This window comes from Pseudovibrio exalbescens, from assembly GCF_028737195.1.
Taxonomy (GTDB): Bacteria; Pseudomonadota; Alphaproteobacteria; order Rhizobiales; family Stappiaceae; genus Pseudovibrio; species Pseudovibrio zosterae.
In genome coordinates this window covers 298,549-324,680 of the sequence record NZ_JAQZAJ010000006.1, presented here as the reverse complement: position 1 = coordinate 324,680, position 26,132 = coordinate 298,549, and the positions used below count along the sequence as shown (strand labels likewise).

Annotated in this window: 21 protein-coding genes; 8 read left to right on the top strand and 13 right to left on the bottom strand. The window is 54.4% G+C overall.

The window, feature by feature from the left end; genetic code table 11:
* Positions 1–774 precede the first annotated feature (774 nt).
* From PUV47_RS17345 to PUV47_RS17325, 5 genes are all read left to right on the top strand, one after another.
* The gene (locus PUV47_RS17345; RefSeq protein ID WP_274219850.1) at positions 775–2,121 is read left to right on the top strand and encodes an L-fucose/L-arabinose isomerase family protein; all 1,347 of its coding nucleotides are present in this window, start codon (positions 775–777) and stop codon (positions 2,119–2,121) included.
* An 89-nt stretch (positions 2,122–2,210) separates the two neighbouring features.
* Positions 2,211–2,735, top strand: coding sequence for a TRAP transporter small permease (locus tag PUV47_RS17340; protein ID WP_274219849.1), 525 nt, complete (start codon positions 2,211–2,213; stop codon positions 2,733–2,735).
* A 32-nt stretch (positions 2,736–2,767) separates the two neighbouring features.
* The gene (locus tag PUV47_RS17335) at positions 2,768–4,057 is read left to right on the top strand and encodes a TRAP transporter large permease (protein ID WP_274219848.1); all 1,290 of its coding nucleotides are present in this window, start codon (positions 2,768–2,770) and stop codon (positions 4,055–4,057) included.
* Between the two features lie 79 nt (positions 4,058–4,136).
* The gene (dctP, locus tag PUV47_RS17330; protein ID WP_274219847.1) at positions 4,137–5,189 is read left to right on the top strand and encodes a TRAP transporter substrate-binding protein DctP; all 1,053 of its coding nucleotides are present in this window, start codon (positions 4,137–4,139) and stop codon (positions 5,187–5,189) included.
* A 127-nt stretch (positions 5,190–5,316) separates the two neighbouring features.
* The gene (locus PUV47_RS17325) at positions 5,317–7,338 is read left to right on the top strand and encodes an alpha-glucosidase (RefSeq protein ID WP_274219846.1); all 2,022 of its coding nucleotides are present in this window, start codon (positions 5,317–5,319) and stop codon (positions 7,336–7,338) included.
* 108 nt (positions 7,339–7,446) lie between these two features.
* Here PUV47_RS17325 and PUV47_RS17320 read toward each other — a convergent pair whose 3' ends face one another.
* From PUV47_RS17320 to yihU, 12 genes are all read right to left on the bottom strand, one after another.
* Positions 7,447–8,607, bottom strand: a complete 1,161-nt coding sequence (locus tag PUV47_RS17320) for a glycoside hydrolase family 5 protein (protein WP_274219845.1) — start codon at positions 8,605–8,607, stop codon at positions 7,447–7,449.
* A gap of 178 nt (positions 8,608–8,785) precedes the next feature.
* Entirely contained in the window at positions 8,786–9,961 is a 1,176-nt protein-coding gene (locus PUV47_RS17315) for a peptidoglycan-binding domain-containing protein (RefSeq protein WP_274219844.1), read from the bottom strand.
* A 170-nt stretch (positions 9,962–10,131) separates the two neighbouring features.
* Positions 10,132–10,830, bottom strand: coding sequence for an urea ABC transporter ATP-binding subunit UrtE (gene urtE / locus PUV47_RS17310; RefSeq protein ID WP_274219843.1), 699 nt, complete (start codon positions 10,828–10,830; stop codon positions 10,132–10,134).
* Positions 10,831–10,834: 4 nt separating this feature from the next.
* The gene (gene urtD, locus PUV47_RS17305) at positions 10,835–11,587 is read right to left on the bottom strand and encodes an urea ABC transporter ATP-binding protein UrtD (protein ID WP_274219842.1); all 753 of its coding nucleotides are present in this window, start codon (positions 11,585–11,587) and stop codon (positions 10,835–10,837) included.
* Positions 11,584–12,735, bottom strand: a complete 1,152-nt coding sequence (urtC, locus tag PUV47_RS17300) for an urea ABC transporter permease subunit UrtC (RefSeq protein ID WP_274219841.1) — start codon at positions 12,733–12,735, stop codon at positions 11,584–11,586. Before urtC ends, urtD begins: the two co-directional genes overlap by 4 nt.
* The gene (gene urtB, locus PUV47_RS17295) at positions 12,732–14,363 is read right to left on the bottom strand and encodes an urea ABC transporter permease subunit UrtB (protein WP_274219840.1); all 1,632 of its coding nucleotides are present in this window, start codon (positions 14,361–14,363) and stop codon (positions 12,732–12,734) included. The genes urtC and urtB overlap by 4 nt, the downstream gene beginning before the upstream one ends.
* 81 nt (positions 14,364–14,444) lie before the next feature.
* Positions 14,445–15,695 carry an urea ABC transporter substrate-binding protein gene (urtA, locus tag PUV47_RS17290; protein WP_274219860.1) on the bottom strand — a complete coding sequence of 417 codons (1,251 nt, stop codon included), beginning with the start codon at positions 15,693–15,695 and terminating at the stop codon, positions 14,445–14,447.
* Between the two features lie 408 nt (positions 15,696–16,103).
* Entirely contained in the window at positions 16,104–16,853 is a 750-nt protein-coding gene (tpiA, locus tag PUV47_RS17285) for a triose-phosphate isomerase (RefSeq protein WP_274219839.1), read from the bottom strand.
* Between the two features lie 257 nt (positions 16,854–17,110).
* Positions 17,111–17,977 (bottom strand): class II fructose-bisphosphate aldolase, encoded by an 867-nt coding sequence (locus tag PUV47_RS17280; protein ID WP_274219838.1) that lies wholly within the window; start codon positions 17,975–17,977, stop codon positions 17,111–17,113.
* A gap of 200 nt (positions 17,978–18,177) precedes the next feature.
* Positions 18,178–18,921: a sulfite exporter TauE/SafE family protein gene (locus tag PUV47_RS17275; protein WP_274219837.1), complete on the bottom strand. Its 744-nt coding sequence runs from the start codon at positions 18,919–18,921 to the stop codon at positions 18,178–18,180.
* Positions 18,922–18,984: 63 nt separating this feature from the next.
* A complete protein-coding gene (locus PUV47_RS17270; RefSeq protein WP_274219836.1) occupies positions 18,985–20,040 on the bottom strand; it encodes an aldose epimerase family protein in 1,056 nt (351 codons plus the stop codon).
* A 21-nt stretch (positions 20,041–20,061) separates the two neighbouring features.
* Positions 20,062–20,982: a sulfolactaldehyde 3-reductase gene (gene yihU, locus PUV47_RS17265; protein WP_337994509.1), complete on the bottom strand. Its 921-nt coding sequence runs from the start codon at positions 20,980–20,982 to the stop codon at positions 20,062–20,064.
* A 52-nt stretch (positions 20,983–21,034) separates the two neighbouring features.
* On the opposite strand from yihU, the gene PUV47_RS17260 reads away from it, so the two are divergent.
* Together PUV47_RS17260 and PUV47_RS17255 are read left to right on the top strand one after the other, a co-directional pair.
* A complete protein-coding gene (locus PUV47_RS17260) occupies positions 21,035–22,039 on the top strand; it encodes a sugar kinase (protein ID WP_274219834.1) in 1,005 nt (334 codons plus the stop codon).
* A 76-nt stretch (positions 22,040–22,115) separates the two neighbouring features.
* Positions 22,116–22,892 (top strand): DeoR/GlpR family DNA-binding transcription regulator, encoded by a 777-nt coding sequence (locus PUV47_RS17255; RefSeq protein WP_274219833.1) that lies wholly within the window; start codon positions 22,116–22,118, stop codon positions 22,890–22,892.
* 70 nt (positions 22,893–22,962) lie between these two features.
* Here the strand turns inward: PUV47_RS17255 and PUV47_RS17250 are convergent, their stop codons facing one another.
* On the bottom strand, positions 22,963–24,534 hold the full coding sequence (locus tag PUV47_RS17250) for a TerC family protein (RefSeq protein ID WP_274219832.1): 1,572 nt from the start codon (positions 24,532–24,534) through the stop codon (positions 22,963–22,965).
* Between the two features lie 349 nt (positions 24,535–24,883).
* On the opposite strand from PUV47_RS17250, the gene PUV47_RS17245 reads away from it, so the two are divergent.
* Positions 24,884–25,939, top strand: a complete 1,056-nt coding sequence (locus PUV47_RS17245) for a Gfo/Idh/MocA family protein (protein WP_274219831.1) — start codon at positions 24,884–24,886, stop codon at positions 25,937–25,939.
* Positions 25,940–26,132: the final 193 nt, after the last annotated feature.

Genomic DNA, 26,132 nt, shown 5'->3' with positions numbered 1-26,132 from the left:
TGAACCTAGATGTCCGATTTCGGACATTTCAGGAAGGACATCAGAACGATGAAGTGATCAATAAATTTCACAAAACCTAGCAGGTTTTACCTATTATTTCACAGAGGGATGAGCCTCTGCGGAATCCGCCATTTCCCACCTAACTATCTAGAATACCTATGTAAAATATCAGCCATCACCGAGATACATGAGAGGGGCATCAGGATTAACGCCAATCAGCTTTCGAAAAACAACATAGCTCTGTGCATATTTTGTCAATTTTGGCCCGGGAATTGGTCCATGACTGGAATTCATGGCGCACTCTGCTAGTCTCAATATGGGATTTCGGCACGCTTTTCGGGAGGAATCATGGAGGCCAAACAGGAAACGATACTGTCGCTACGGCACAGTACGGGTCATGACAAATCTCGATTCTCCCAGATAAACGTTGCTTTTCTCTCTTGTTTGCCGTGAGGCATCCAGAACAAAGGCCTACCTCAGATTGCAGAGCGATCGACTTGCCCTTTCAAATCTGCCACCCGAATGGGCAAAAACAACTAATCTACCCGCCAAAGTGATCATGATTGTCATTTTCTGTTCTTTTTCTGGAACATTCTTGACTTTTTATGTATGAAATGGACAGATATATGTATTAGCTCTGATAGATTGCGTTCATTTATCGACTTACTGTGACCGACGAATGAAGCCAACTTGGCGGGTCATTGCATCTGGAGGAGATGCCAGACCATTGGGGCGCTCTACGTCATTGATCCGCTGAGCCCATGGAGGAATAGAATGTCTGTAGAAAGACCCCGCATTGGTGTTGTAGCTCTGGGGCGCCCAACATTCGATGTGCCGTTTGCGGAAGAAATTCTCGCCAAAGCCTGGAAGACGCTTGAAGGCATCAACGCTGAACTGATTGGCCAGCCGGAACTCCTTTTCGACGCCGACGCCGTACGTGGCACGCTCCCTGCCCTAAAAGAACAGCAGCTCGACATGCTGCTCCTTCTGCAGGTTACCTTTACCGATGCGACCATGACAGTTGAGCTGGGCAAGGAAATTGATGCCCCCCTCGTCATGTGGTCGTTCCCTGAAGCGCGCACAGGCGGCCGTTTGCGCCTGAACTCCTTCTGCGGTGTGAACCTCGCAAGCCACGCGCTGAGCCGCAACGATCTGAGCATCGACTATGTTCACGCAGACGCGGACAGCGAAGCAGCCAAGGAAGAACTTTCCATCTTCGCCCGCGCTGGTGCAATCGCAAACGATCTGCGTGGCACCAAGTTGAAGCTCGTTGGCCAGCATCCAGACGGCTTCGACGCCTGTAACTTCAACGAAGAAGAACTTAAGTCCAAGTTCGGCGTTGAGGTAGACCGGATCCCGGTAATCGACTTCATCAACGAAGTTAAAGAGCTTCCTGACGAAGTAGCGGATGCCCCATATGAGCGCCGCGCAAAGGACTTCCCGAACCTTGCCGAGCTGGATCAGGACGCAACGCGCAAGACCCTGAAGGTTTACTCCAAGCTTCGCGCCGAAGCCGACGAGAAGGGGTACAAGGGCATCGCCGTTCGTTGCTGGCCTGACTTCTTCACCGAATACGGTTGTGCAGCCTGTGGTGCTCTGGCTCTGCTGAATGAAGACCGCACCCCTGCTGGCTGTGAAGCCGACATGATGGGTGTTGTCACCTCCCTGACCCTGCAACATGCTGCTGGCGGCAGCGTGTTCAACACCGACCTGGTGGACGTGAACACCGAAGACGACACCGTTGTATTCTGGCACTGCGGTCAGGCCCCCATCGACATGGCGGACACTGATCAGCCAATTCAGGGCACAATTCACTCAAACCGCAAGCTGCCACTGCTTTCTGAGTTCGCTCTGAAGCCTGGACGCATCACCATGGCCCGCTTTAGCCAAGGCCACGGCAAAATGCGCCTGCTGCTTGCAGGTGGCGAAATGATCAAGGCACCACTGGCTTTCTCCGGCACAGCGGGTACCGCAAAGCTGGACGTTCCGGTCAAGCAGTTCCTTGACACCATGATCAATGAAGGTCTGGAACACCACACCGCTCTGACTTACGGCGAACACCGCCCGGTTATGCGCGCTGTCGCCAAACGCCTTGGTATTGAGGTCGTTGAACTGACCTAATCCAGTGCGCGATGGGGAGCGATATTAATTTTGGCTCTGTCTGCTCCCCATCCCGTTGGCTTGGATTTCTAAAACAAGGAAATCTTACAATGTTAGAAGCCATTGAAAACGGGCTTAACAAGATCAACGAACCACTGGGCAAGCTCGGGAGCTGGATCGGGGGAAGCCTGCTGGTCATCATGACCCTTATCGTGCTGCTGCAGGTGCTGTTCCGCTACATACTGAACATGCCACTCAGCTGGACCGATGAGACCTCGCGTTTCATGATGATTTACATGACATACCTGTGTCTGCCGCTCATTTACTTGCAGGATAAAAACATTGCCATGACCTTCCTGATCGATGGTCTGAACGGCAAACGGGTGAAACATCTTCTGATGTTGTTCATCCATATCCTCGCAATCGCCGCTTTCCTCGTCTGGATCAAGTTTGGTTACGACTTCTACCTGAGAGGACAGAGCAACGCGGACAGCTTGCCAATCAAGATGTACGTCATCTATGCAATCCCGCCGCTCATGATGTCTGTGACGATCCTGTCAGCCATCCAGAAAATCATCAGCGAGCTTCGGTTGTTCGTGTACTTCCACTCACTCGATGAAAAGCCTGCGGCTTGATTGGTGCATGCGGACAATAAGGTAGAAACAACATGGTCTCTCCAATCTTTGCCCTCTACTTTCTGATCCTGCTGTTCGTCGGTGTCCCAGTGCTGTTCGCGCTTGGCCTCGCCCCAGCGATCGCCCTTTTCCAGGCAGATCAGATCCTCTTCATGAACATGCTGTATCAGCGTCTCTACGCTGGTCTGGACAACTTCCTGCTGCTGGCTTTGCCTTTCTTCATGCTGGCAGGTGAGTTCATGGTGAACGGCGGTATCACAAACCGTATCATCACCTTCTCCCAGACAATGGTGCAGCACATGCGCGGCGGCCTTGGTCACGTTGTGATCATTGCATCCACCCTGTTCGGCGCCCTCACCGGTTCTGCTGTGGCGGCAACCTCCGCCATTGGCAATATGATGATCCCGGAAATGGAACGCTACAAGTACGACCGTACTTACGCAGCTGCTCTGACTGCTGCAGCGACCGTTCTCGGCACCATCATTCCGCCCTCCGGCATCATGCTCATCTATGCCTTCGTCATGAACACCTCTGTTGCAGCGATGTTCATGTCCGGTATCGTTCCCGGCCTGCTGCTCTGCGGCGCGCTGATGCTGGTAAACCGTTGGCAGATCGTGAAGTATCCTGACGTTGAGCAGTTCCCTCGTGCAACGCCTGCTGAACGCATGGCGGGTTTCAAGGTCGCGATCCTGCCACTGCTGACCCCCGTTATCATTCTGGGCGGCATCTATGGCGGCATCTTCACCCCAACAGAAGCGGCTGCAGTTGCCGTACTCTACGCCTTCATTCTGTCTGTATTTATCATGCAGATCCTGAAGATGAAGGACGTGTTCCCAATGTTCATTCGCATCGCAATCAACGCGGCTGCGATCCTGATCATTGTGGCAGCAGCCAGTGGTTTTGCCTCGGCAATCAGCCTGTCCGGTGTTGCGAAGGATATCACCACCTTCTTCTATTCCATCACCGACAACCCGTATCTTCTGTTCTTCATCATGAACATCTTCCTGTTCATCGTTGGCATGTTCCTGGATGCGGGCCCGGCAATTCTGATTTTTGCACCTATCCTGGCACCAATCATGACCAATCTGGGCATTGATCCGGTTCACTTCGGTGTGGTCATGGTGGCCAACCTGTCCATCGGCCTCGCAACTCCACCAATGGGACTGGTGTTGTTCGTTGCCTCTGGTGTGTCAGGCGTGCCGCTTCAGAAGATCTCCAAAGCAATCATTCCATTCCTGATTGCAGAGTTCCTGGTGATCTTCCTGATTTCGTTCTTCCCAGTTCTTGTCATCGGTCTCCCTCAGATGCTGGGCATGATGTAAGGCGGGATTTCTCGGAGGAAGCTGGCGCTCAACCTGTTCAGCAAGCGCCAGCCACTCCACATATTACTTGGAGGTAAGTATGAAACTCAAAGCACTTGGTCTCTCTCTTCTGACCTCAGTTTTTCTTGCTGCGGGAGCACAGGCAGCAGATTACAAACTGACAGTGCCACACGTAACGAACATCGACAGCTATAACCACCAGTCGCTGCTCGTGTTCAAGAACTTCGTTGAATCCCGCTCCAACGGCGCGATTGAAGTCGAAATCTACCCGTCTGGTCAGCTCTGCTCCACGGCTCGTGAGTGTCTTGCTGGTGTACAGGCTGGCATGTTCGACTACTTCCAGACCACCATTCCAGAGCTCGCCAATTATTGGGCTCCAATGGGCGCATTCGACCTGCCTTACATGCTCCGCGATGACCGCGTTGCAGAGTGCGTATACGACAACGAAGACTTCCTGGCTGACATCCGCACAAACATTCTGGAAGAAACCCAGAACCTGCGCGTGATGATGGTTTCCAACTCCGGCGGTTGGCGTAACTTTGCAACCACCAAGACCCAGATCAAGTCACCTGACGATGTAAAGGGTCTGAAGCTGCGTACCGTTCCAGCTCCAATCCAGCAGGAACTGGTTAAGGCTCTCGGTGGCGCGCCTACCCCAATCTCTTGGCCAGAAGTTTACACCGCACTGTCTACCGGCGTTGTGGATGGTACAAAGAACGGTATCGTGGACATCACCACAATGAAGTTCGAGGAATCCCTGAAATACATCGTGCTCGACGGTCACGCATACATGGGTGGCGTCTGGGTCATGAACAACGAAAAGTTCAACGGCTTCCCAGAAGAACTTCAGCGCGTTGTAATTGACGGCGTACAGGCACAGAACCAGTTCCTGCGCTCCTATCCAAAGTGGAAAGAATTCGACGCTTACGAAGTATTCCGCAAGGCTGGTGGTACTGTTTACACCCCAACTGCAGAAGAAAAGAAGGCTTTCCAGGAAGCAACCGCACCAGTGCGTGAATTCTTTGCTAATGCAAGTGGTGAAGAAGGCCAGGTATGGCTCGCTCGCTTTGAAGATGAAATCAAGGCTTGTGAAACTTCTATCGAAGCAGACTACGCGACTGCTGCGAAGTAATGATCAAGAAGGGTGGGTTAAACCCACCCTTCACTTCTGAACAAGAAACCAGTGCTGCTTGAATACTTAGCGCACTATTCACCGATTTTCGGCTCGCCGCAGCTCGAACACGTTACGGTACACACTCATGCAAATCGAAAAACTCGAGGCCGGCTTCGTGCTTTCGCACAAGGGTCAGGTCATCCTTCGTCATAGCTTCGACAATCCTACTCTGTTCCTCGGCGCGGGCTCTGCGAACTTTGATATGTATCGCGGTAACTTCGACATTACCGACTACGTGATCGAACGCCTGCCAATGCGCGCCTTTACTATCGAAGAAGCAGCGGGCAAGGCCATCATTAATTTCAGCGCTGAGGGTCAGGACTACATCGTCTTTACCGCTGAAGAGACCGCTGAAGGCCGTTTGAAGATCGCATTCACCAGCAAAAAGCCGGAAATGAACCGCTTCTGGCTGCGCATTGCCGCAAGCGCTGAAGAGAAGGTGTATGGCTGTGGTGAACAGCTGACCTACTTCAATTTGCGTGGTCATAACTTCCCGCTGTGGACCTCCGAGCCAGGCGTTGGCCGCAACAAGGATACGTATGTCACATGGCAGGCGGACGTTAAGGACCGCGCCGGTGGTGACTACTACAACACCAACTATCCGCAGCCGACCTACGTCTCCAGCGACAAGTACTTTGCGCATCTGCAAACAACGGCTTATGCGGATTTCGACTTCCGTCACGCTGACTTCCACGAGCTTCAAGCCTGGGACATTCCAGAGTATCTGCTCGTTGGCAAAGAAGACACATTTGCTGAACTGGTCACCAACATTTGCGGCGTTTTCGGCAACCAGCCGGAGCTTCCAGACTGGGTTCTGGACGGTGTGATCCTCGGCATTCAGGGTGGTACCGACATCACCATCGAGAAGGTCAACCGCGCAAAGGAAGCTGGTGTTAAGGTCGCCGGCGCCTGGTGTCAGGACTGGCAGGGCATCAAGATGACCTCCTTCGGCAAGCGCTTGCAGTGGGACTGGCAGTGGAACAAAGATCTGTATCCAGGTCTCGACACCAAGATCCACGAGCTGAAGAAGGAAGGCGTTCGCTTCCTCGGGTACATCAACCCTTACGTTCTGGAGGACTTCCCGCTCTACAATGAAGCCAAGGAAAAAGGCTTCCTTGCCACAAAGGAAGACGGCAGCAAGTACGTTGTTGACTTTGGCGAGTTCTATTGCGGTGTTGTCGACTTCACCAACCCGGACGCTTTCGAATGGTACAAGGGCGTCATCAAGAAGAACATGATCGACTTCGGTCTGGACGGCTGGATGGCTGACTTTGGCGAATACTTGCCAACCGACTGTTACCTGTCCAACGGCAAATCCGCCGAGATCGAGCATAACAACTGGCCGACCCGCTGGGCACAGTGTAACCACGAAGCGATCGAGGAAGCAGGCAAGACCAACGACATCCTGTTCTTCATGCGTGCAGGTTACACCGGCATTCAGGGCTACTGCCACACCCTTTGGGGCGGTGACCAGTGTGTGAACTGGAACATTGACGATGGTATGCCATCCGTCATCAACGCAGCTCTGTCCTCCGGTTTGATGGGCAACGGCATCCACCATTCCGATATCGGCGGCTACACCACCTTGCACGGCATGAAGCGTGATCGTGAGCTGTTCATGCGTTGGGCTGAATTTTCTGCGTTCACGCCAATCATGCGCTCGCACGAAGGCAACCGCCCGGGCGACAACCATCAGTTCGACAGTGACGATGAAACCCTCGCGCATCTGGCAGCGATGACCCGCATCTTCACTCACCTGAAACCGTACATCAAGGCAGCTTCAAAGGAGAATGCTGAAACCGGTATGCCTGTGCAGCGTCCGCTGTTCATGCACTATGAGGACGATGCTGAATCCTATGATGTGATGTACGAGTACCTGTTCGGCCGGGACCTGCTGGTGGCTCCGGTTTACGAGCAGGGTGCAACCACGCGTAAGCTGTACCTCCCAGCCGACGAATGGGTGCACGTATGGAGCGGCGAAACCTTTACAGGCGGTTGGGTTGAAGTGAACGCCCCAATCGGTCAGCCACCAGTGTTCTATCGCAAGAACAGCGCTGACGTGGCGCTCCTTTCCAAGATCGCTGAAGCGGCTGACTATCAAGCCTAATCTTCCGAGCGATGTTTCAGAGCAAAAGAACCCGTTCTTCTTTCGAAGGACGGGTTTTTTGTTGTTTGAAACCTGAGCGTTTTTGGGAGGTCATCCCCTACGAGCGCGTTATTCCTCGGCGGTCCGGCCGGCTTTCATTCGCGCTGATATCAGCTTCATCAGCTTGCCGTTTCTTGGAAGTTTGTCGGCTGTTCCCATATCCATGCGCCAGTAAAAGTGACCGGCTTTCAGATCAGTCGGCAGCTCATAATCCATGCCTTCCCACTCATCTTCGCGAAACGCATAGAACGCCCAATGGCCTTCATGGGCATCGACGGCTTCCATCACATCCTCAAGATAAGTCGCGCAATCCTGCCACTGGCGCATACAGCCAAACTCAGCGGCCACAATGCGGTTCGCGCTCACCTGGTTCCTTTTTGCCCAATCGAAGGCCATGGAGATGTGCTGTTTGACAAGCTCTCTGTCCCAGGTAACCCATTGTCCGTCGTATTTTGTCACCGTACCGGGATAGCGATTTGGATCCTGACGCTTGAGGTTGGGCGCGCTCGTGGCATCATATGGCTCATACATGTGGAATGCATAAAGCACCTTGTCATCCATAAGCTTGGATGGCCAAGCGGCAAGGTTGCGCGGATTGGCGTAGTAGCCGGAATCCACCATGATGGGCGTCTCCTTGTCCACGCGGCGAATGCTTTTGATCACATTCTCATAAAAGCCGGGCAGATGCCGTGCCGACCCCACATTCTCGATTATGAACCCGCGCGCTTCTTCCAAACGGCCATTCTCCGTAACCCCGGCGGTCTTTTCAGGAGCAGGTTCATTGAGAATGTTGTAGGCGGCTATCGCAGGGTGGTCCTTCAACTCTGCCGCAAGGTCCTGCCAGAACTGCGCGCTTTGCTCCCAGTATTGAGTGTCAGACCACAACCGATCATCAAACTTCCCTCCGTTCTGCTGTGTCCAACGGGCGCCCGGCAAAGACAAAGGCACCAAGACCACCTTCATGCGCTCTTGATGGGCTGCGTCCAGCACATCCTTCAGCACTTTGAGGTCAGCTTTGACAAGGCCCGTATACTTGTCCGCGTTACCAATGAGGAAGTCACGTTTCGCCCCCTGCCATTTACTAAAAGTAAGGCGCACCCACGTCGCGCCGGTTTTCTTGAGCGCGCGGAAGTAATTGGCATCCGGGGGAGATGCATTAAAGCTGTTGCCGCCATGCTGGGGCGTATCCCAGAACGACATGAGCGGAGCCGCGGCGGCAGGTGTCAACATAACAGCGCACGCCAGAACAACTGTTGTACTGGCGACTTTGAGTGAATGTGTTGCAGCCCACATATCAACTCCAATCGAAATTAAGGTGAAAAGATGTTCCCTACGTCATGCTGCAACTTTATGGCGCAATTGTGCATGCTGCACAAGAACGTTGTTCTAGTTCTTTGGGCCCCTTTCCCTAAATGCCTTTGAGGGTGTCCTGCAGACTGCCGGTTGGAGTTACAATGTCATTGATCCGCCAACCAAATGGCAGCTTCTTGAGTTCATAACGCAACGCATACCGACTGTCGAAGTTCTGAAAAAAGACCTCAACCACGGCTGTGTCGCCGTCAATTTGGGCAGGTGTCAGCCGCAGGTTGGAGATCTGTATGTCGTTGCCCGGGACAATCGGGTTGAAGAACAGGCCCGGTGCCCCGTAAAGCAAATCGCCGCGTTGCTCAGCATAGGCGATCAAATTCAAAACGCGCGGCGTGAACCAGCTCTCGCGCAGCGGTTCGTCAAAAACCTCCGTCTTCGGTTCTTCCTCACCATAGATGGTGGCCAACATTTCGTCCGGGCCGGGTGACCCTTCTTTTTCCTTGGCGAGCGCGCGTTCAGCCGTGTCAAGCAGGTTCAAAAGCTCCTCCGACACCTCACCTTCAAAGGCTACATCCTCCAGCGCCGCATACTTTTCCAGTGCCTCTCTGGTCATGGGGCCCAACTTGCCATCAACTGGGCCAACCTCATATCCAAGGTGTTTCAAAATGCGCTGCGCCGCGAAGATCCGCAGACCTTCCTCGGTAAAAGGGGAGCTGGGCGGCGCGGAGGGCGTGCAAAGGCCCAAGTCCTCGTAGGTCTTGAGCGTCGGCGCGTACTGGAAACGGCTGTTTGTCCAACTGTCAACAATTGCACCGACACCCACATCTGCACCGCAACCGCTCACACACGCCTCACCGGTGGCAGAACGAAACAGAATGCCGTTCTCATCCTCAGTAAGCTCATACTTGCAAGCAAGGTCGTCGTAGCGCCAAATTCCGTCCTCGGACTTATTCATCTCGCCAAGCACCGAGCAGTTCAGCCCGTTCTCGAACCAGATATCATAGCCAAAGCTTCGGGCGTTTTCTTCAGGCTCTCCAAGAATGAAGGTCGCATCAGTCTCAAGCGGCGACACACAATCTTCTGTCACCTCCGCTGAGCAAAGCGTGGCCCCCTCCTTTGCTGCGTCTGCGCCAAACACGCGGGCATCACAAAAGATTGCACCGCGCCCTGCTTCAGGCTCAGGTATCAAACGATCTGCCTTTTGCGCAGCCGCCGCCGATGTAACCAGCGCCAGCAACATTGACAGCGCAAGATGGTTCGCCTTCAGTCCCGTCATGCCAATTTCCTTTGGCGTTCTCGTTTTCCGGTTCAGGCGGCCGTCCACCTCCCGCGCTTTGTGCGCCGGTTCTACTGAGGAACAGCCGCCGAGAGTTTACATAGAACCAAAATCCGAGACGAGAACAAATCCAACAGTTCTGAGGGACACATAGTCAAAGTAAACGAGACCTACACTGTGAGGTGGCGTTTCACCTCCGGAAGGTCCAGATCACTTCCAGGTCCAGAGTGAACAATCTCCCCCCGGTCGAGAATGTAGGCGGCATCTGCCAGTTCACGGCAAAAGTCCAGATACTGCTCGACAAGCAGGATGGTCAGCCCCTCACTTTTCAAGGCACTGATCGCACGCCCGATATCCTTGATGATCGAAGGCTGAATCCCTTCCGTGGGCTCATCGAGCACCAAAAGACGGGGCCGTGTTACCAAGGCCCGGCCGATGGCCAGTTGTTGCTGCTGCCCACCCGAAAGGTCACCGCCCCGACGAGAGAGCATGTCTGCAAGCACCGGAAAAAGCTCGAACACCTTTTCCGGAATGAAGCGGTCCTTGCGGGGCAGGCGCGCAAATCCTGTTTCAAGGTTCTCTCGCACGCTCAGAAGGGGGAAGATTTCTCGCCCCTGAGGCACATAAGCGATGCCTCTGCCTGCACGGTCATAAGGCTTGGTGGCACCAAGCCGTACGCCGTCTATGCAGATCCTGCCAGACTTGATGGCTTGATGGCCGGTGATAGCCTGCAAGAGCGATGTCTTACCCACGCCATTGCGACCAAGCACGCAAGTGATGCTGCCCGGTTCCGCATGCATGGTCACCCCATTGAGGGCGCGTGCGGCGCCGTAATAAAGATCAACGCCTTCTACATCCAGTGTCAGCATGGCCTCACCTTCCCAAATAGCTTTCAATGACCTTCGGATCGGCCGCCACGTGGGCCAGACTTCCCTCCGAAAGCACCGCGCCTTCGGCCAGGCAGGTCACCTTTACATCAAGGTCGCGAATAAAGCTCATGTCATGCTCCACCACGATTACAGAGTGGTTCCGGGAGATCTCGCGAAGCAGCTTGGCCGTCTCCACGGTCTCTGCATCCGTCATGCCTGCCACCGGTTCATCAACCAGAAGCAGCTTTGGGTCTTGCGCCAGCAGCATCCCAATCTCCAGCCACTGCTTCTGGCCATGAGACAAGTCCGCCGCCAACGCATCCTTGCGGTGTTCAAGCCGGATGATCTCAAGAATATCCGCGATGGAATTGCGCTCTTGCGCATCTTCTTGGTGAAACAGGGCAGAGAAGACACCGCGCTTGCCCTTCATGGACAGCACCAGATTGTCCATGACCGTGTGGCTTTCAAACACAGTGGGTTTTTGAAACTTGCGCCCGATGCCGAGGTTGGCGATGGCCGCCTCATCATGCTTGGTCAGGTCCGTATCGCCTTCAAAAAACACGGAGCCTTCGTCAGGGCGTGTCTTGCCGGTGATGATGTCCATCATGGTGGTCTTACCCGCTCCGTTCGGACCGATGATGGCGCGCATTTCGCCTTTCTCGATCACCATGGAGAGATTGTTGATCGCCTTGAAGCCATCAAAGCTCACCGACACCCCGTCCAGATAAAGCAGAGGTTTGCGTTCTTTCAGGCTCATTCGGCAGCCTCCGGTTTTGCAGGAAGGGGCTTGTCCGCATTCTTGCGCGGCATCTTTGAAGCAAGGCCTTTCAGTTGGCCCAAAAGACCAATCACGCCCTTTGGCATGAACAGGGTCACAATGACGAACAAGCCGCCGAGTGCGAACAGCCAGAGATCCGGGAACGCAGCGGTGAAGTAGCTTTTCCCGCCGCTGACAAGAAACGCGCCAATAATCGGGCCGATCAGGGTTCCACGCCCGCCAACGGCGGTCCAGATCACCACATCAATGGAGTTTGCCGGGGCAAATTCACCCGGATTGATGATCCCGACCTGCGGGACATAAAGCGCACCTGCAAGGCCCGCAATCATGGCGGACAGCACAAAGGCGAACAGCTTCACATGTTCCACGCGGTATCCCAAAAAGCGGGTCCGGCTTTCGGCATCCCGCACCGCAATCATCACCTTGCCCAGCTTGGAGCGCACGATCAAAGAGCACAACACCAGCGTCCCTGCCAGCGCCAAGGCCGAGAGCGCAAAGAGAACCGCCCGTGTGCCGCTCGATTGCAAAGAAAAGCCAAGGATATCCTTGAAATCCGTCAGACCGTTGTTGCCACCGAACCCCATATCATTTCGGAAAAACGCAAGCAGAAGAGCGTAAGTCATGGCCTGTGTGATAATGGAGAGGTAAACCCCGGTCACGCGAGAGCGGAAAGCCAACCAGCCAAGCACAAACGCCAACACCGCTGGCACCACAACCACCATAACCATGGCGAACCAGAATTGGTCAAAGCCATACCAGAACCATGGCAATTTTTCCCAGTTCAGGAAAACCATGAAGTCTGGAAGAACCGGGTTGGCATAAACCCCGCGATCTCCAATCTGGCGCATGAGATACATGCCCATGGCATAGCCGCCGAGCGCAAAGAACGCGCCGTGACCCAACGAGAGAATGCCGCAATACCCCCAGACCAGATCCAGCGCCAAAGCCAACATGGCATAGCACAGGTACTTGCCGAGCAGCCCAACAAGATAGTCCGGCACGTGAAGCGGGTGGCCGTCCGGCACCACCAGGTTTAACAGTGGCACCAGAACAGCAAACACCATCAGGGCAACGGCAACCCAAAACGCTCGTTTATCAAGCGCTTGAAACAGATAGCGGGAAATCATAGGTCCACCGCCCTTCCCTTCAGCGCGAACAGGCCGCGCGGTTTCTTCTGAATGAAGAGGATGATGAAGACCAACACCAGAATTTTTGCCAGAACCGCACCTGCGTATGGCTCAAGGAACTTGTTGGCAACGCCCAGTGTCATGGCCCCCACAAGCGTCCCCCACAAGTTCCCGACCCCGCCAAACACCACAACCATGAAGCTGTCGATGATGTAGGTCTGGCCCAAGTTTGGGGAGACGTTCGAGATTTGAGAAAGTGCGACGCCAGCCATGCCAGCAATGCCGGACCCCAGCGCAAACGTCCTGGCGTCCACCCACGGTGTGCGAATGCCCATGGACGCTGCCATGCGCCGGTTCTGGGTGACCGCGCGCATCTGCAAGCCGAAGTGTGTGCGCTTGAGCACCATGAGAAGGACCACGAACACCACCAGTGCGAACACCAAAATCCACAAACGGTTGGCCGTCAGCGCAAGTCCGCCAATCTCGAAAGCACCAGACATCCAATCTGGATTGCCCACTTCCTTGTTGGTGGGCCCGAAAATCGTCCGCACGGCTTGCTGCAAAATCAGCGAGACGCCCCAGGTTGCAAGTAGTGTCTCCAGCGGCCGACCATAGAGAAAGCGGATAATTCCCCGCTCCATGGCAAGGCCCACGCCTCCCGCAACAAGGAACGCCAGAGGCAGCGCGAACAGCAGAGAGAACTCAAAGAAGCCCGGAAAAGATTTGCGGATCACCTCCTGCACCACAAAGGTGGTGTAGGCGCCCAGCATCACCATCTCGCCGTGAGCCATGTTGATGACACCCATCACGCCAAAGGTAATGGCAAGACCAATCGCCGCCAGCAGCAAAACCGAGCCGAGAGACAGGCCATACCAAACATTCTCCACCGCATCCCACATGGCGAGGGACTTTTCGATAGATTGAATGGCAAGCGCCGCGGCTTCGCTTTCAGCTGCCGTTTTCGCTTGCGGCAGGAAACTGGAAACAAGAGCCAAAGCCTCTTGATCCCCTTGCGCTTTGAACTTGCCAAGCGCTTCAAGCCGTTCCGCTTCACTCGCTTTGACGTTCTTTAGCGTGATGGCCGCAATGGCGCGCTCCTGTGCGTCTTTGACGGTTTCATCAGTTTCTGCCGCTACGGCTGCCTTCAGCAGAGGAAGGGCCTCCAAGTCCTGGGATTTGTAAAGCGCATTCGCAGCTTCCAGACGCGTACCCGCATCGTGGCTCTGGACAGTCAGCCCAGCCACGGCGCCGCGGACCAAGCGCCGCAACTTGTTGTTTACTTTCACCTTCTTCAAGGATCGACTGCCAACGACCTCGCCCTCCTCCAAACTCAGCGGATCGAGCAGCTGAAGCCCGCCTTCCGCTTTGCGGGTGATGAACACGGTCTTATCTGACTTTTTGAAGTAAACATCCCCAGCGGCAAGCGCCTCCAGAAACGGGACCACTTGCGCATCACCCGTTGCGGCCAATGCCTCAATGTGGTTGCCCCTGTCTTTCAGTTTGGCGCTGGCCAGCGCGCTGATCGTCGCCTCGAGCGACGTGTCCGATGCTTTGCCATGCCCCGTCGATGCAACGGCGGCAAGGAAACTCAACAGCACAGCCACGGCCAGCTTTCTCAATTGCCTCATGTGTATCCCCGGTCCTTGCGAGCATGAATGCCAGCGGAAGCGGGCCTCTCGCCTCCGCTGGCTGTTCGTTTTGAGCTGTTGTTAGTTGGTGGCAGAGCCACCGCACTGACCGGTTTCAACGTTGAAGTTGCCGCAGGAGAACGGCTTGCGCCAATCGGAGATGAGCTTGGCGGATTCCGGCAGGAAGTCAGACCAGGCATCGCCAGCCACAAGACCATCGGTCTCAGCCACGATATCAAACTGGCCGTCTTCCTGAATCTCCCCGATCAAAACTGGCTTGGTGATGTGATGGTTCGGCATCATGGCGGAATAGCCACCTGAAAGGTTCGGGACGGCAACGCCTATGATTTCGTCAATTACCGTGTCGACATCTGTCGTTCCGGCCTTTTCAACCGCCTTCACCCACATGTTGAAGCCGATGTAATGCGCTTCCATCGGGTCGTTGGTGACGCGGTCTTCGTCGCCGATAAAGGCCTTCCAGGTTTCAATGAACTCGGCGTTGATCTCCGTATCAACGGATTGGAAATAGTTCCAAGCTGCCAAGTGACCAACCAGCGGCTCGGTGTCGAGGCCCGCAAGTTCTTCTTCGCCCACGGAAAACGCCACAACCGGAATATCTTCAGCAGAGATCCCTTGGTTTGCCAGTTCCTTGTAGAACGGCACGTTCGCGTCGCCATTGATGGTGGACACAACGGCTGTCTTCTTGCCAGCGGTCCCGAAGGCCTTGATGTCTGACACAATGGTCTGCCAGTCACTGTGGCCGAAAGGGGTGTAGTTGATCAGGATGTCTTCGTCAGCAACCCCTTTGGCCTTCAGATAGGCTTCAAGGATCTTGTTGGTCGTGCGCGGGTATACATAATCCGTTCCCGCAAGCACCCAGCGCTCCACCTCTTCGTTTTCAAGCAGATAGTCGACGGCCGGAATGGCCTGCTGATTTGGCGCTGCGCCGGTGTAGAACACGTTGCGCTGGCTTTCTTCGCCTTCATACTGCACCGGATAGAACAGGATGCCATTCAGCTCCTCAAAAACCGGCAGAACCGACTTGCGAGAAACTGAGGTCCAGTTGCCAAAGACAGCAGCAACCTCATGCACTTCAAGCAACTCACGCGCCTTTTCAGCAAACAACGGCCAATCGGAAGCTGGATCAACAACAACAGGTTCCAGCTGCTTGCCCAGAAGTCCACCCTTCTTGTTCTGCTCTTCAATGAGCATCAGCATCACGTCTTTCAACGTGGTTTCGGAAATCGCCATGGTCCCCGACAACGAATGCAAGATACCCACCTTAATGGTTTCTTCTGCATGCGACGCCGTTGTCATAACGGCTGAGGCCATAAGACCGAACAAGGCAGCAGACGCGACCTTCTTGCTGTGTTGAAACATTCCCACCTCCGGTTGATTGGAGGCGGCCCCTAAGGGAGAGCGCGGGGCCGCCTCGTTTGCGCTCGCCAACATTTCGAGCGTTGAATGCAACGCAAGCGGTGTGCCAAACCGGATAAATCAACCTAAGGTCGTCTGTAGTTCCTTGAATTTGTGAAGAAATTTCCAAGTAAAGTCGTGAGGCACCTAAAAATGTGCACGCTACAACAAAGAGTAATAAGACTAAATAATATGCAACTATTTGACGTGACTGTTTTTTAATCAGTCAATCTTCAGCCCAGTCTTTCTATCCAACTGCGCATATAAAAACCCCGGAGACCTGAGGCCTCCGGGGTCATGAAAATCAGATCAGCGCAGCGCCGATTAGAAGTTCTTGTAGACTTCTGCAATGCCGAGGAAGTCAGCAGCTTTCAAGGAAGCACCACCGACCAGCGCGCCGTTGACGTTAGGCAGTGCCAGCAGTTCAGCGGCGTTGGAAGGCTTCACAGAACCACCATAAAGCAGGCGGATCTTGGAACCATCTTCACCAAAGCGCTCTTCAAGGCTCTTGCGCAGGGCTGCATGCACTTCCGCAACGTCATCAGCGGTTGGCGTCTTGCCGGTACCGATCGCCCAGATTGGCTCATAGGCTACAACGGTGTTTTCGCTGTTGGAGGCGTCTGGCAGGCTCTTGGTAACCTGCTCGGTCACAACTGCGATTGTTTCGCCAGCTTCACGCTGCTCCAGGCTTTCACCGATGCAAACAACGGCAATAATGCCTGCGCGCCATGCGGCCTCTGCCTTCGCAGCAACATCCGCGTCGGTTTCGCCGTAGCCTTCGCGGCGCTCGGAGTGTCCAACGAGTACATATGTACCGCCAGCATCAGCAACCATTTCAGCGGAGATATCACCCGTAAACGCACCAGAAACGGCGCTGTGGCAGTTCTGCGCACCAACTGCGATGTTCTTAACTTCAGCGAACTTGGCAAGCAGTACAGCAGGAGGGCACACCAGCATGTCGATTTTCTCGGCAAGCGCAGCATCGTAGCCAGCTGCAATCTTGGAGAACTCTTCAAAGGACTCAAGAGCCCCGTTCATCTTCCAGTTACCAGCAACAAGTGGACGGACAGTCATTCTGGATTCTCTCCTGTAATCAAGGGTCCGGTTGAACCGGGGCACTCTGCCCGGGATGTGGTCAAGACCCGGGAATCGTTCAGGTCGCAGTATACGCGAGGAGCGACCATAGGCCTTTAGTTTAATCGGTTGAATCAACAGGCGCGAGACAAAGTCTACCCAATGGGAAGACCCGCGACATTTCAACTCAAGTCTATCCCCTGCAAACCGGAGGAAAAAGCGAAAGGCCCCGGACTTTTCCGAGGCCTTTCAATAGCTTATTTAAAGTCAGCAGCTTTGCCGGAGGAGCCGAAGATACGGATCTTTTCGATCACTTTTTCCTTCATCACTTCCTCACCGCGGCCCATAGAAGTCGCCAATACGAATTCTTCCGGATCCTTCGCCCAGATTTCCTGAACCCCGTAAGTGAAGGCCTGACGCAGCTCGGTGTCCACATTCACCTTGGCAACGCCAAGACGGATCGCTTCCTGAACCTGCTCATCCGGCACACCAGAACCGCCATGCAGAACCAGAGGCTTCTTGACGATTTCTTTGATCTCTTTGATGCGCTCGAAAGCCAGCTTCGGCTCGGACTTGTAAACGCCGTGCGCGGTACCGACAGAAATCGCCAGATAGTCAACGGTCGTGCGGCTGGCAAATTCCTGAGCTTCCTCAACGGTGGTGATCATCGCGTCTGCTTCATCAACGGTGATGTCATCTTCGGTACCGCCGATCTTACCGATCTCGCCTTCACAGCCAACGCCTAGAGCGTGCGCGACATCTGCAACAGCCTTGGTAATGCGAACGTTGTCTTCAAATGCGTAGCCGGAACCATCGAACATGAGAGAATGGAAGCCCGCGCGTGCGGCTGCCATGGTCTGCTCAAACTGACGGCTGTGATCGAGGTGGATACAAACCGGCGCAGTAATGTCGCGCATGAAGGTATCAATCATGTCCTTCATTTCCTGCAGACCCATGACAGAAATCACCTTCTGACCAACCTGGATCATGATTGGTGCCTGTTCTTCTTGAGCACCCTTCAGGATAGCGCGGATTGTCTCAGCGTTGTGTGCACTGAACGCGCCAATGGAATAACCATTCTCCCAAGCGCGCTGGATCATTTCTTTACCGGATACGTAAGCCATGTTGTTTCCTCGAACTGGGCTCCTAATGAACTTCCATAGAGTGGGGGGTGCCCGCCACCATCGTTCATTTTGGGTTGAGACACCCCGATCTGTTTCTTGTGTTGTTGCGTTCAACACTACCGCATTATGATCATTATCGAAAGCCTATATGATCATATATGAGCATTTAATGACACAAAAACACATTAATCTCCGTATTTCTACCAGAGATGAAGATTCTTGATGATCAACATCGCGCCCACCACCAGCAGCAAGCTATGAATGATGCCGTGATAGTTGATCTTGTATTTGTGCAAGAGGTGGTATGCGAACATGCCCACGGTCATGCCCACGATGAAAGCTGGCATCGCATAAGCGACGCGCTCCATCACATAAGCGTCGATCAGCCCCTTGCTCCAAAAGCCCGCAATCGCGCCAACCATCTGAAGCATGAAGAAGAACACCAAAGTGGACTTGGTCTGATCAGCGGTCCAAGGCTGCATGGATGTGTAGGCAATGACCGGCGGGCCCGGCTCCCCAACGCTGGCACCAAGAGCACCGGAGAAAAAGCCCGTACCAAGGGTGATTGGCGGCGAGGTTTTCTTGAAAAGTGGCGCCTTGGAAAACAGGGAATACAGGCTGGAAGCAATCAGCACGACACCCATCGTGATCAAGATCGCTTCGGCTGGCATGCGCTTCAAAAGGTCAGCCCCCAGAAACGAGCCTGGAAGAGAACCGACAAAAAGGATCAAACCGGTCTTCCATTGCACATGCTCGCGCATTTTCCAGACCAACGGAAAGGTCACGAGCCAGCCGAAGATACCGGCAATGGGCACAGCTGCTTTTACGTCAATTGCCATCGACAAAAGCGGCACGCTGACCAGCGCAAGACCAAAACCGGTCAAGCCCTGCGTAAAGCTGCCCAATGCGATGATCGCAGAGACGATGAGTATTTCGATATACATGATGGGTTCTCAAAACAGCGGCCCCGCCCGACTTACGGAGCCGCTTTCTTGTTGCCTGAATGATCAGCGAGTACCAAACCGGTGAATGGTCTTGTGCTCGTAGATCTCGCCTGGATTCAGACGTGGTGATGGGAAGTGCGCCTTGTTCGGGCTATCCGGGAAGCCTTGTGTTTCAAGGCACAGGCCGCCGAATGCTTCGTACTTGTAACCGTTGCGGCCAAACCAAGGTTTGTTGGAAAGCTTGAAGCCATTGTAGAACTGGATTGCTGGCTGGGTGGTCAGAACGGTCATGAAGCGACCAGATTCTGGATCATACAAATCAGCCGCGAAGGTGTATTCGCCTTCTTTCTTCGCGCCGTTCAGAATGAAGTTGAAGTCGAACGCACCGCCTTCAACCTTTTCCATGTTGTCGCCAATCTTGGCCGCAGTGCGGAAGTCCAGACCGGTGTCAGCTAGCTTCAGAATTTCCCCTGTCGGGATCATATTCTCAGCAACCGGGGTGTAGAAGTCTGCACCCAGTGTCAGCTGGTGGCCCGCCACGCTGCCGCTGTCATGACCGGCGAGGTTGTAGTAGCTGTGGTTGACGAGGTTGATCACCGTTGGCTTGTCGGTGTGCGCACGGAAGTTGTAGTGCAGCTGATTCTCTTCATCCAAGCCAATGGTGTGGGTCACATCCAGCGTGCCGGGATAGCCGGATTCGCCATCCACTGAGATACGATGGAAGTGAACAAGGATCGCGTCCTCGGTTTCTTCCAGATCATACCCCCAAACGTATTTGTCGAAACCCTTGGAGCCGCCGTGCAGGTGCTGAACAGTTGGCGGTTCGTTGGTTTCCAGCTGGTAGGTGTAGTCGTCCAGGCTGAACTTGCCGTCTTGGACGCGGTTGGCGAAGCGACCCGCAATTGCACCGAAGAACGGATGGCCAGCGAGGTACTTTTCAAGGGACTCATAACCGAGAACCACATCTGCCGCCTTGCCATCACGGCCAGGCACCTCGATGGAGGTTACGATACAGCCGTAGTTTGTAACGCTGACCTTCATGCCGTTTTTGTTGGACAGAGTGATGAGATCGACAACCTTGCCGTCAACCTCACCGAATTTCACGATGGTCTTTTCCATGGTGTTCGCTCCCTGTGCGCCTTACTTGGCTTTTGTTTCCAAGCCAGACAGCTGACGCAGCTGTTCCAGAACGGCTGTCCAGTCCTGACGACCGCGACCAGCAGAACGGCTGATGTTGTAAAGCTCACGAGAAGCAGCACCCATTGGCATTGGAACGCCAACCTGGTTTGCCAGATCCATTGCGATACCAAGATCCTTGTGCGCCAGATCGATCATGAACGCAGGATCGAGGTTGCCAGCCAGAACCTTGTTTGGCCATGTGGTGGTGAAATGGCCTTTGCCAGCCGGTGTTCCGCTCATCACAGACATGGCCGTATCGAAGTCGAGGCCAATCTTTTCTGCCAGAGCAATTGCCTCAGCTGACAGCGCGTTGAGCGCGATACTCATGTAATTGTTGATGATTTTTACGCGAATGCCTTTGCCGGGGCCGCCCGCATCTACAGTGTCAGAACCCATCAGATCAAACAGAGGCTGTGCCTTGGCGATCTGCTCCTTCGTGCCACCTGCGAGGATCAGCAGCGTACCGGCGATTGCATGGTCGGAGGTGCGGCCCACCGGCGCTTCCATCATTTCGACGCCCAGCTTTGCAAGGTCAGCAATGAGGGCATCGGTTTCCAGCGGATGAATGGTCGACATGTCAATAACCAGCGCATCCTTGGCAAGACGGGACACAACACCCTCTGCACCGAGCAGCACGTCACGCACAAGCGCCCCGTTAGGCAGCATGGTAATCACGAAGTCTGCGCCTTCTGCGGTCTCTGCAGGGGATGCACATGCATCCGCGCCCTGTGCACCAAGAGCAGCCACGGCTTCTTTATTGATGTCAAAAACCTTCAGGGCGTGGCCTCCCTTGATCAGGTTGGCAGCCATTGCGGCACCCATCTGACCCAGACCAACAAAACCAACAGTCGCCATACCAAGTCCTCGCTTGTGATCGTTTATGTTCGTTATCCAACATTAGACCCGATCACAGGCATAATTCAACACATTCTGATTGTTTTTTGGCGATTTTGATGGTATTTTTTCATCAAATGAGTGTTTATCCGTCAGTATTTGTATGTATTTTCGGCAAAACGACGCTCCCAAAGTCAGAAAAGGTAAGTCAATGACGATCGCATGCGTGGGGATCACCGTTCTCGACCGAGTGTTCCGAGTCTCTCAACTACCAACAACAGGCGGCAAGTTTGTTGCGAAAGACTATTTTGAAGTTGGCGGCGGGCCTGCAGCTACTGCGGCGGTCGCAATCAGCAAACTTGGTACACCGGTTGAGTTCATTGGCCGCGTAGGAAGCGATGACGTTGCGCAGACGATGCTTCGGGAGTTCACCAGCTACGGTGTTGGCCATTCTCACGTAAAGCAATTCGAGAATGCAGCCTCCTCGTTCTCCGCAATTTTGGTGGACGATGCCGGTGAGCGGATGATCATCAATTACCAATCCGCCCAACTGAGTCGTGATCCTGAGTGGCTCAAAAAGATCAGTTTCGAACAATTCCAATCAGTGTTGTGTGACGTGCGCTGGATACCGGGCGCCAAGTATGCACTAGAGCAAGCTAAGTCCCTTGGGATTCCAAGTGTTTTGGACGCTGACATTACACCGGAAGACATCACCGAACTGGTCGAATTGGCCGATCATGTTGCATTTTCCGAACCCGGATTGGCGAAATTCTCACAGGTTGATGATCCTTTAGAGGGATTGCGCATTGCTCAAACGAAAACCAATGGTAAAGTCTATGTAACTGTTGGCTCAAAAGGCTGCTACTGGCTGGAAAATGGCGAGCTTTGCCATCAACCGGGCTTCAAGGTTGATGTTGTCGACACCACCGGTGCTGGCGATGTGTTCCATGGTGCCTTTGCTCTGGCTGTCGCGGACAAGATGGATGCACGTGCTGCTGTCACTTTCTCCAGCGCCGTTGCCGCTTTGAAGTGCACCAAGCTTGGCGGCCGTGAAGGCGTGCCGGACCGGAGCACCGCTGAGGCGTTCATCAAGGCCAACACCTAAGAAATCACAGGGAGCTTCCCGCCATTGCAATTGATCTGGCACTTGGGCACCCTGTTCAGACTTGGAACAAAGACAGATGCCGGATGCCGTGATTGTAGGGAACCTTCGCCACGAAAAGCTGATCAAAGAGGTCAATGAGAAGGGATATGTCAGCGTTGAGGAGCTCGCCGAGCTGCTTGATGTGTCAGCCCAGACCATTCGCCGTGACATCAAGAAGCTGAGCGAGCAAAAGCTTGTTGTCCGCCATCACGGTGGCGCAGGCCGCAGCTCCAGCGTGGTGAATCTGGATTACGCTGTCCGTCAGGTTTCGGAAACGGAAGAAAAGGAAGCGATTGGCGCGGCCATTGCTGAGCAGATCCCGGACAATTCTTCCGTTTTCATTTCAATTGGCACCACAACCGAGATCATCGCGAAGCACCTCTTGAAGAAACAAGGCTTGCGCGTGATCACAAACAGCCTGCGCGTTGCCAATGTTCTCTACCAGAAGGCAGACTTCAACGTCATGGTGCCGGGCGGCAAGCTACGCAGCACCAATGGCGGCATCGTTGGCTCAACCGCGCTGGAGTTTGTCAACCATTTCCGCGTGGACTACCTGATCACCAGCTGTGGTTCCATTGATACCGACGGAACCCTTTTGGACTATGATTTCAATGAGGTCGTAGTGGTTCAAAGCATGATGAGGACAGCACGCAACGTGTTCATCGCGGCTGACTCCACCAAGTTCAGCACCACCGCTGCGGTGGAAGTGGGCCACATCAAGGATGCCACCGCGCTGTTCACGGACGCCACACCGCCAGCGGACATCAACATGCAGCTCAACCAGCACGGCGTGAAACTCGTTATCGTTCGCTAGGCGCACTCTCCATTTGTCAAAAAAAACCGCCGACGCATGTACGGCGGTTTTTCTTTTTTGAGCGAAACAATCACGCTTGGCTTGGCGCATCCTCTGATATCGGCCGGATCAGCACCTTGTCGATAGCCCGGCCATTCATGGCAGTCACTTCAAACTCCAGCGCACCGGCCTTAACCCGCTGCCCAACCTCCGGCAGGTGGCCAAGTTGCCACAGAATGTAGCCTGCCAGCGTTGCATACCGATCCGCGGCGTCCGACAGATCCACCTCAAGGGCATGAGAGATCTTGCGAATGTCAATCCAGCCGCTCACCAGCCACGACCCGTCGTCGTTCTTCTGCATCAGCAGCTGCTCTTCGTCTTCCTCCGGAAAGTCACCCGCGATCACTTCAAGAATATCGATTGGGGTGATGAGCCCCTCCATCTCGCCGTATTCGTCCACCACAACGGCCATTTGCAGCGGAGAGTTGCGCAGCTGTTCCATCAAACGCAGCACAGAGACGCTTTCATGCACGACCAAGGGTTGGCGCAAGGAGCGCTCGTAGTTGATCTCTCCATCCTCCAGAAGATCCCGCAGCAAGTCTTTGGCAAGTGCAACACCGAGGAATTCATCTAGCCGGCCGCGTGCGATTGGGTAACGGGTGTGGCCTCCCTCAAGGATCTTGCGGCGAATTTCGTCCTTGGGTGCAGTGACATCCAGCCATTCCACTTCAATGCGCGGCGTCACCGCAGAGATGGCCGGACGGTCCGCAAGTGTCAGAACGCCCTCGATCATCTCCTTTTCCTCCGAAGAGAACAGGTTGTTTTCCGCCGCGCGTTCCGCGATCAAGTCCGCGCTTCCGCCAAGAACCAGCTCCTCTCGCCCGCCGCCAAGCAGGCGCAGAACCGCCCCCGCCGTACGCTGGCGCAGGTCGCCTTGTGTTACCAGGCGATCTCTGTTGCGCCGCGCAACCTGATTGAGCGCCTCGATCAGGATGGAAAAACCAATCGCGGCATAGAGGTAGCCCTTCGGGATATAGAAGCCGAAGCCTTCAACCACCAACGAAAAGCCAATCATCATCAAGAAGCCAAGACACAGGATCACCACGGTCGGATGACGGGAAACGAAGTCCATCAAGGGTTTTGCCGCAAGCATCATGACGCCGATGGCAATTGTCACCGCGATCATCATCACGGAGAGTTCATCCATCATGCCAACAGCCGTAATCACGCTATCCAGCGAGAAGATTGCATCTAGCACCACGATCTGAACGATCACTTGCCAGAACACGGCGTGGCCCAGTTTGCCCTCACTTTTTTGAGTGATGCCTTCCAGGCGCTCGTGCAGCTCCTTTGTTCCTTTGAACAACAAGAACAAGCCGCCTAACAGCAGGATCAGGTCACGTCCGGAAAAGTCCATGCCAAACACAGAGAACAGCGGTGCCGTGAGCGTTACCAGCCAAGCGATCGATGTGAGCAACAGAAGGCGCATGATAAGGGCCAGAGACAGACCAATCAGGCGCGCTTTGTCGCGCTGATGAGGTGGCAGTTTGTCGGCCAAAATCGCGATGAACACGAGGTTGTCGATACCCAAAACAATTTCGAGTAACACAAGCGTTGCCAGACCTGCCCAGATAGCCGGGTCTGACATCCATTCAAACATCATATGTGTGTGTTCGGCGCGTTTTGGCGCTACCGCTCCTTTTCGTTGAATAGAGAGATAATGCTGATGCGAAGATGTGACAACGTGGTCACGTTCCGGCTAGAAATGCTCAGTTTCATCTAAAGTTGCAAACAGTTTCTGTTGGCACGACCCGTTAATCACACTCTGTTCCTTGATATAGGTAGAGCGCGTTTGTTTTCATCAGCCCCTTTGAGATGCAAAGAGCCGCCAAAAAATTCAAGGCCGTGGTCTTCCCAATATCGTCTGTCTTGCAAAACTTACTCAAAAGCGCCCTACTATAACTCTGAGATCACGCCGCTGTTCAGCATAGCCGGGTAAGGAGTTTTGTTCCATGAGCCGCATTCGTATTGCCGTTGTGGGCCTTGGCATGGCCGCCCGCCCTCATTTTTTAGCCCTCACCGCTTTACAAGACGAAGTGGAGCTGGCGGGCGTTTACAGCCGCACGCTGGAGACCACAGAGGCGCGAGCTGCCCGACTGGGGTGCAAAGCCTACACCAGCCCGCAGGCAATCGCTGAAGACCCGACGGTTGACGCAGTGCTGCTGCTCACGCCCCCGAACCAGCGGGTCGAACTGGTGAAGCTGTTCGCTGCGGCGGGAAAACACATCCTCTGCGAAAAGCCCCTAGAACGGGATTTGGAGGCGGCCCGGCAGATCGTTAAAATCTGCCACAAGACCAAGGTCAAGTTGGGCGTTGTTTTCCAGAACCGGTTCAAACCGGGGGCGCTGCACCTCAAGAAACTCATGGATGAGAACGCACTGGGAGATCTTGCTTTGGTCCGCGCGACGGTGCCGTGGTGGCGAGATCAGGCGTACTATGATGAGCCGGGTCGCGGCACCTATGAGCGCGATGGCGGCGGCGTTTTGATCACGCAGGCCATCCATCTTCTCGACATCATGTTGGATACCATCGGACCGGTCGCCCACGTTCAGGCCTTGTGCGGCACCAGCCGACTGCATGACTTGGAAGCGGAAGACTTTTGCAGCGCGGGCTTTGAGTTTGAAGGCGGTGCCCTCGGCAACCTTTTGGCGACCACGGCGACCTTCCCCAGCCAGCCGGAAAGCCTGATCATTGACGGCACCAAGGGAACAGCGCTGCTTCAAGGAGAACAGCTTGTTTTGCATTGGCGAGATGGCATCGAAGAGCGCATTGGCAACCCACCTGAGACCGGTGACGGAACCGACCCCATGGATTTTTCGAGCGCTTGGCACGAAGCCCTCATAAAAGACTTCGCCGGGGCAATCCGTGAAGACCGATCACCCAATGCTTCAGGTGGGGCGGCACTGGAAGTTCATGCCCTCATAGCCGCACTCACTGAATCATCCGAGAAAGGGACAAAACTCACGGTGCCCTCGACAGGCTTCTACAACAAGCGCCTTAGTCCTTGACTTTTCACCACATTCTTTGACTTGGGGGTGCGACGTCTTGCCCAAAACACAAAAAAAGCAGCCAAGCTGCTTTTTTAGTAAAGAGGTCGATGTCAGCTGCGGGCGCTGCTTCTTATATTTACCCTGACCACGTGCATAATTTTCTACGTTCTTGATGGGCGATCAGTTGATTTACCCTAGTATTACCTTAGTG

Bases quoted from the DNA above. Each gene is read 5' to 3' on its own strand.
- PUV47_RS17345 (WP_274219850.1), top strand. From the start codon at position 775: ATGTCTGTAGAAAGACCCCGCATTGGTGTTGTAGCTCTGGGGCGCCCA.
- PUV47_RS17340 (WP_274219849.1), top strand. From the start codon at position 2,211: ATGTTAGAAGCCATTGAAAACGGGCTTAACAAGATCAACGAACCACTG.
- PUV47_RS17335 (WP_274219848.1), top strand. From the start codon at position 2,768: ATGGTCTCTCCAATCTTTGCCCTCTACTTTCTGATCCTGCTGTTCGTC.
- dctP (WP_274219847.1), top strand. From the start codon at position 4,137: ATGAAACTCAAAGCACTTGGTCTCTCTCTTCTGACCTCAGTTTTTCTT.
- PUV47_RS17325 (WP_274219846.1), top strand. From the start codon at position 5,317: ATGCAAATCGAAAAACTCGAGGCCGGCTTCGTGCTTTCGCACAAGGGT.
- PUV47_RS17320 (WP_274219845.1), bottom strand. From the start codon at position 8,607: ATGTTGACACCTGCCGCCGCGGCTCCGCTCATGTCGTTCTGGGATACG.
- PUV47_RS17315 (WP_274219844.1), bottom strand. From the start codon at position 9,961: ATGACGGGACTGAAGGCGAACCATCTTGCGCTGTCAATGTTGCTGGCG.
- urtE (WP_274219843.1), bottom strand. From the start codon at position 10,830: ATGCTGACACTGGATGTAGAAGGCGTTGATCTTTATTACGGCGCCGCA.
- urtD (WP_274219842.1), bottom strand. From the start codon at position 11,587: ATGAGCCTGAAAGAACGCAAACCTCTGCTTTATCTGGACGGGGTGTCG.
- urtC (WP_274219841.1), bottom strand. From the start codon at position 12,735: ATGATTTCCCGCTATCTGTTTCAAGCGCTTGATAAACGAGCGTTTTGG.
- urtB (WP_274219840.1), bottom strand. From the start codon at position 14,363: ATGAGGCAATTGAGAAAGCTGGCCGTGGCTGTGCTGTTGAGTTTCCTT.
- urtA (WP_274219860.1), bottom strand. From the start codon at position 15,695: ATGGCCTCAGCCGTTATGACAACGGCGTCGCATGCAGAAGAAACCATT.
- tpiA (WP_274219839.1), bottom strand. From the start codon at position 16,853: ATGACTGTCCGTCCACTTGTTGCTGGTAACTGGAAGATGAACGGGGCT.
- PUV47_RS17280 (WP_274219838.1), bottom strand. From the start codon at position 17,977: ATGGCTTACGTATCCGGTAAAGAAATGATCCAGCGCGCTTGGGAGAAT.
- PUV47_RS17275 (WP_274219837.1), bottom strand. From the start codon at position 18,921: ATGTATATCGAAATACTCATCGTCTCTGCGATCATCGCATTGGGCAGC.
- PUV47_RS17270 (WP_274219836.1), bottom strand. From the start codon at position 20,040: ATGGAAAAGACCATCGTGAAATTCGGTGAGGTTGACGGCAAGGTTGTC.
- PUV47_RS17255 (WP_274219833.1), top strand. From the start codon at position 22,116: ATGCCGGATGCCGTGATTGTAGGGAACCTTCGCCACGAAAAGCTGATC.
- PUV47_RS17250 (WP_274219832.1), bottom strand. From the start codon at position 24,534: ATGATGTTTGAATGGATGTCAGACCCGGCTATCTGGGCAGGTCTGGCA.
- PUV47_RS17245 (WP_274219831.1), top strand. From the start codon at position 24,884: ATGAGCCGCATTCGTATTGCCGTTGTGGGCCTTGGCATGGCCGCCCGC.